The 3,272-nt window shown below is 42.6% G+C and carries 5 protein-coding genes; 1 reads left to right on the top strand and 4 read right to left on the bottom strand.

Translation table 11 applies throughout. The features are described 5' to 3' along the window. Positions 1 to 214: hypothetical protein (locus ACOVQQ_RS03530; RefSeq protein ID WP_421816968.1), on the top strand; the 214-nt coding region annotated here is incomplete at its 5' end. Positions 215 to 362: 148 nt separating this feature from the next. Here the strand turns inward: ACOVQQ_RS03530 and ACOVQQ_RS03525 are convergent. The 4 genes from ACOVQQ_RS03525 to ACOVQQ_RS03510 all read right to left on the bottom strand — a co-directional run bounded on the left by ACOVQQ_RS03525 (position 363) and on the right by ACOVQQ_RS03510 (position 2,745). Further along, positions 363 to 665 (bottom strand): type II toxin-antitoxin system RelE/ParE family toxin, encoded by a 303-nt coding sequence (locus ACOVQQ_RS03525; protein WP_421816967.1) that lies wholly within the window; start codon positions 663 to 665, stop codon positions 363 to 365. Then, a complete protein-coding gene (locus tag ACOVQQ_RS03520; protein ID WP_421816966.1) occupies positions 662 to 886 on the bottom strand; it encodes an addiction module component CHP02574 family protein in 225 nt (74 codons plus the stop codon). Before ACOVQQ_RS03520 ends, ACOVQQ_RS03525 begins: the two co-directional genes overlap by 4 nt. Positions 887 to 1,186: 300 nt before the next feature. Next, positions 1,187 to 1,867, bottom strand: coding sequence for a ComF family protein (locus ACOVQQ_RS03515; RefSeq protein WP_421816965.1), 681 nt, complete (start codon positions 1,865 to 1,867; stop codon positions 1,187 to 1,189). Between the two features lie 113 nt (positions 1,868 to 1,980). After that, positions 1,981 to 2,745: a prohibitin family protein gene (locus ACOVQQ_RS03510; protein WP_094485910.1), complete on the bottom strand. Its 765-nt coding sequence runs from the start codon at positions 2,743 to 2,745 to the stop codon at positions 1,981 to 1,983. Positions 2,746 to 3,272: the final 527 nt, after the last annotated feature.

Here is a 3,272-nt window from a genome sequence, read left to right as displayed (position 1 = left end):
ACGTCTCCCCGCAGCCCGGATAGCAGCGAAAAACCCGCAAAGCGGCAGGTGCAAATTTGGCGTGCTTTTACTGGCGACCAAAGAAGCCAAAGTAAAAGCACTGCCAAATGCGCCTGATGCTGCGGATTTACTTCGTCAATTCGGCTTTCAGCCTCGGGTAAAGCGAATAGCCGGAAATGCTGCCCAGAAAGTTAAGCTGGTGAAAATAACGTGAATAATAATGGCCAATAAGCTGATAAACGTGAATTAGCTTCTAAAAAAGGCGGTGAGAATTTTCTTTTACAAGCTAAAGTCATCGCTGTAATTGACCCTACGGAGATCTTTACAGCGAACTTGCGTTAATCAGTGTTTACTAACTTTTCTTACTGCCGCTTAAGCCAATATTCCGGTGAAAGAGCGGTGTGAAAAACGCCTAAAACCGTTATGGTTTTCGTCTCTTCGTTAACATGGTAATGTACCGCGTACGGGAAAACAGCAGTGTAAGCAGTTCGCACCGTTTTATACTTAACTTCAAACAAGAATGGGTTGCTGATAAGGGCTTTAATTGTGTCTGTAACAGCGGCCGAAAAACGTTTCTCTATGCCGCTTTGTTTTGTCTTATACCATTCCTTAGCTTCTAGTACGTCGTTTTTAACCTGTGTGTGATAAACTACATTATAGCTCATTCTGAGTCTAAAACTCTAAAAAGTTCGTCGATAGGGTCTAAATTGTTTGGGTTATCTAAATCAGCCAAACGGCTGTCTAAAATGTCTTTTTGCCATTGTGGTAGCTGTTGGTCAACTTTTTCAATGTTTGGATAATACTTTTTAATTAGTTCCCAATCTTCAATCGGAATGAAAACCCCCGTCGGCAATCCGTTAACGTCATTGATTATCTGTGTTTTCATACGCCAATAAATTTTGTTCCTTTTCCCAGACTGTTACAAAAATGCGGTTTATACAAATGTAAAACTTTTAAAGATTTGTTTTACTTTTCTATGAAGACGCTGCTAATTCTCTTTTGCATTGCTTCGTATAACAACTCCTAACTTTCCGCCAAGTAAAGCTTGGAAACGCACTCGCGTTACTGTGCAAACCTAATGCACCAAAACAACTACCGCCGAGAATGTAGCGAATAGCCGCAGTTAAAAAAAAACTACTCGCACAGTCGCAACCTAGCTCAAAAAAATACACGCACACATACTCTCTTAAACCGACATAGCCATCGTAACAATACTCAACTTAACACCCGGAATCCGACTAAGTACCTGACCGCATTGCGTTAAGGTGCTGCCGGTTGTTAACACATCGTCAACCAACAAATAGTGGCCCGGAGGCGTGTCGGAAAACGGATTGAGTCCGAAAATTCCTCCGGCTTGTGCGAGTCGCTCCGATTTGTTTTTTGTAGTTAAGGTTTTTCGATAACTGTTTCGAATCAACAGCCTATCGTTGTATTTGGCGCCAAATGCATCGGCTAAGGTTTGTGCGAAACGATCTACCTGATTGTATCCGCGCTCACGCAGTCGACGGCGGTGCAACGGAACCGGAATCACATAATCTACCTGCTCGAGTGCCGGAACCTGCTTTAAATCGGCGGCATACCAATACGCAAACAGTTCACCAATTTGCTGCTGACCTTTATACTTAAGTTCGTGAATAAGCTTTTGTGCAATATTCGACTTACTGAAATACACGAAACACGAAACAAACGCCAATTCCAAACGTCCGCTAAACTTCGATGCCGCTTCGGTTTCACGATACAAATGGTAATTTGTTAAAGCCAACTCGTGCCTACACTGGGTACAAATTACGCGCTCGCCCGTTCCCAGCAAATTCCGACAACCGCAACAAACCGGCGGATACAATACGTTGAGTAAATCGCTTAACATCTTTTTTTAAGCAAGTTACAACCGTCTAAATTCTCGATTTTACGGAAAACCCGTAAATTTTAAACTTATTTCGGCATACTGTTTCCGCCTGCTGCGTTGCTGTTTGTGCCGTTTTAGTCGATTAACATCGGCGTTTTTCCGTCGGTTATGATAATCTTGCTGTTTTGTGATTTCGAGAGTTCCTGAAAAGCTTCAATAGAACGCAGGCGAATGATATCGTTGTTGAGTCCTTCTGAAAGGATTTTCTGCGAATCGCGCGTTCCTTTTGCTTCGATGATTTTACGCTCGGCTTCTAATTTTTCTTGTTGCAAAACAAATTCCATACGCATGGCATCTTGCTCTGCTTGCAGTTTGCGTTCAACCGACTTCGCTAAACCGTCGGGCAATTGAATGCTCTTCATCAAAACCGATTCGATAACGATGCCTTGTTTGTTTAAGATCTCGGCCATTTTAGCACTAATCTCGGCTTCAATGGTGGCGCGCATACCCGAGTGCATATCTTTTGCAAAGAAGTTGGAACTCACATCGGCTGCTGCCGAGCGAAACACGTTTGAAATAATATTTTCATAACCTAAACCATAAGTACGAATGATTGTTGGCACCTTGGCTTGTTCGAGGCGATACAAAATAGACACTTGGGTTAAAATACTCAAACCTTCTTTACTGGGTAAACTCAGGTTCAATTCCAGATCGTTTGTTTGCACCGATGCTTTGATTACTTTACTGGTGAAGGGATTGAAGAACACTGGCCCTTGCGAGGTTACTTCGTCGGAAAGTTTTCCGAGTTTTTGGCGAACGCCCACTTCTCCGGGTCTAACAATTGCGCAATTCGTGAAAAGAACGGCACTTAAGAAAGAAAACGTAATGGTTCGTATCATGATGTTGTTGTTTTCCTCAAATATTGCCCTTAAACCTTTAGATAATAGCCAACTAACTGCTAATTTTATGCTAATGAAATCAGAAATTAACAGATTTAAAGCGCCGTTTTTTTTGTTAGTTTTAACAGTTAGGCACGTTGGGTAGTTTGCGTGTCGGGGGTGGTTGAGATTGTCGAAGGCTTATTTTAGAAGCTAGAAAATAGAAGCTAGAAGCTAGACTTCGATGAATTCACCACTTAACGTATAGTTTTCCCGCCTAATCCGCAATTCGTGGGTGGTTGGACGTGTCGAAGACTGAGCGGAAAGACATTTAGCATTAAGATTGGAGTCCCGATAGCTATCGGGATAGAAGTTAGAAGCTAGACTTTGCGACGTTCACCACTTAACGTATCGTTTTCCCCACCTGAACCCGCGTATCGTCGGAGCCTGAGCTTGTCGAAGGCTAATGCATTTTTTTGTTGGCTTGACACGATCTGTGTTTTCCTCAACAGTTCTACATTCCGAAATAATCTGTGAGCTTCGGTGTT

Origin of the sequence: Flavobacterium sp. (assembly GCF_049240005.1) — a bacterium.
Classification (GTDB): domain Bacteria; phylum Bacteroidota; class Bacteroidia; order Flavobacteriales; family Flavobacteriaceae; genus Flavobacterium.
Note: the sequence above shows the minus strand (reverse complement) of the source record. Positions and strands in the feature narration are given on the sequence as shown.

Excerpts from the sequence above, each read along its gene's own strand:
- ACOVQQ_RS03525 (WP_421816967.1), bottom strand. The coding sequence starts at position 665 with ATGAGCTATAATGTAGTTTATCACACACAGGTTAAAAACGACGTACTA.
- ACOVQQ_RS03520 (WP_421816966.1), bottom strand. The coding sequence starts at position 886 with ATGAAAACACAGATAATCAATGACGTTAACGGATTGCCGACGGGGGTT.
- ACOVQQ_RS03515 (WP_421816965.1), bottom strand. The coding sequence starts at position 1,867 with ATGTTAAGCGATTTACTCAACGTATTGTATCCGCCGGTTTGTTGCGGT.
- ACOVQQ_RS03510 (WP_094485910.1), bottom strand. The coding sequence starts at position 2,745 with ATGATACGAACCATTACGTTTTCTTTCTTAAGTGCCGTTCTTTTCACG.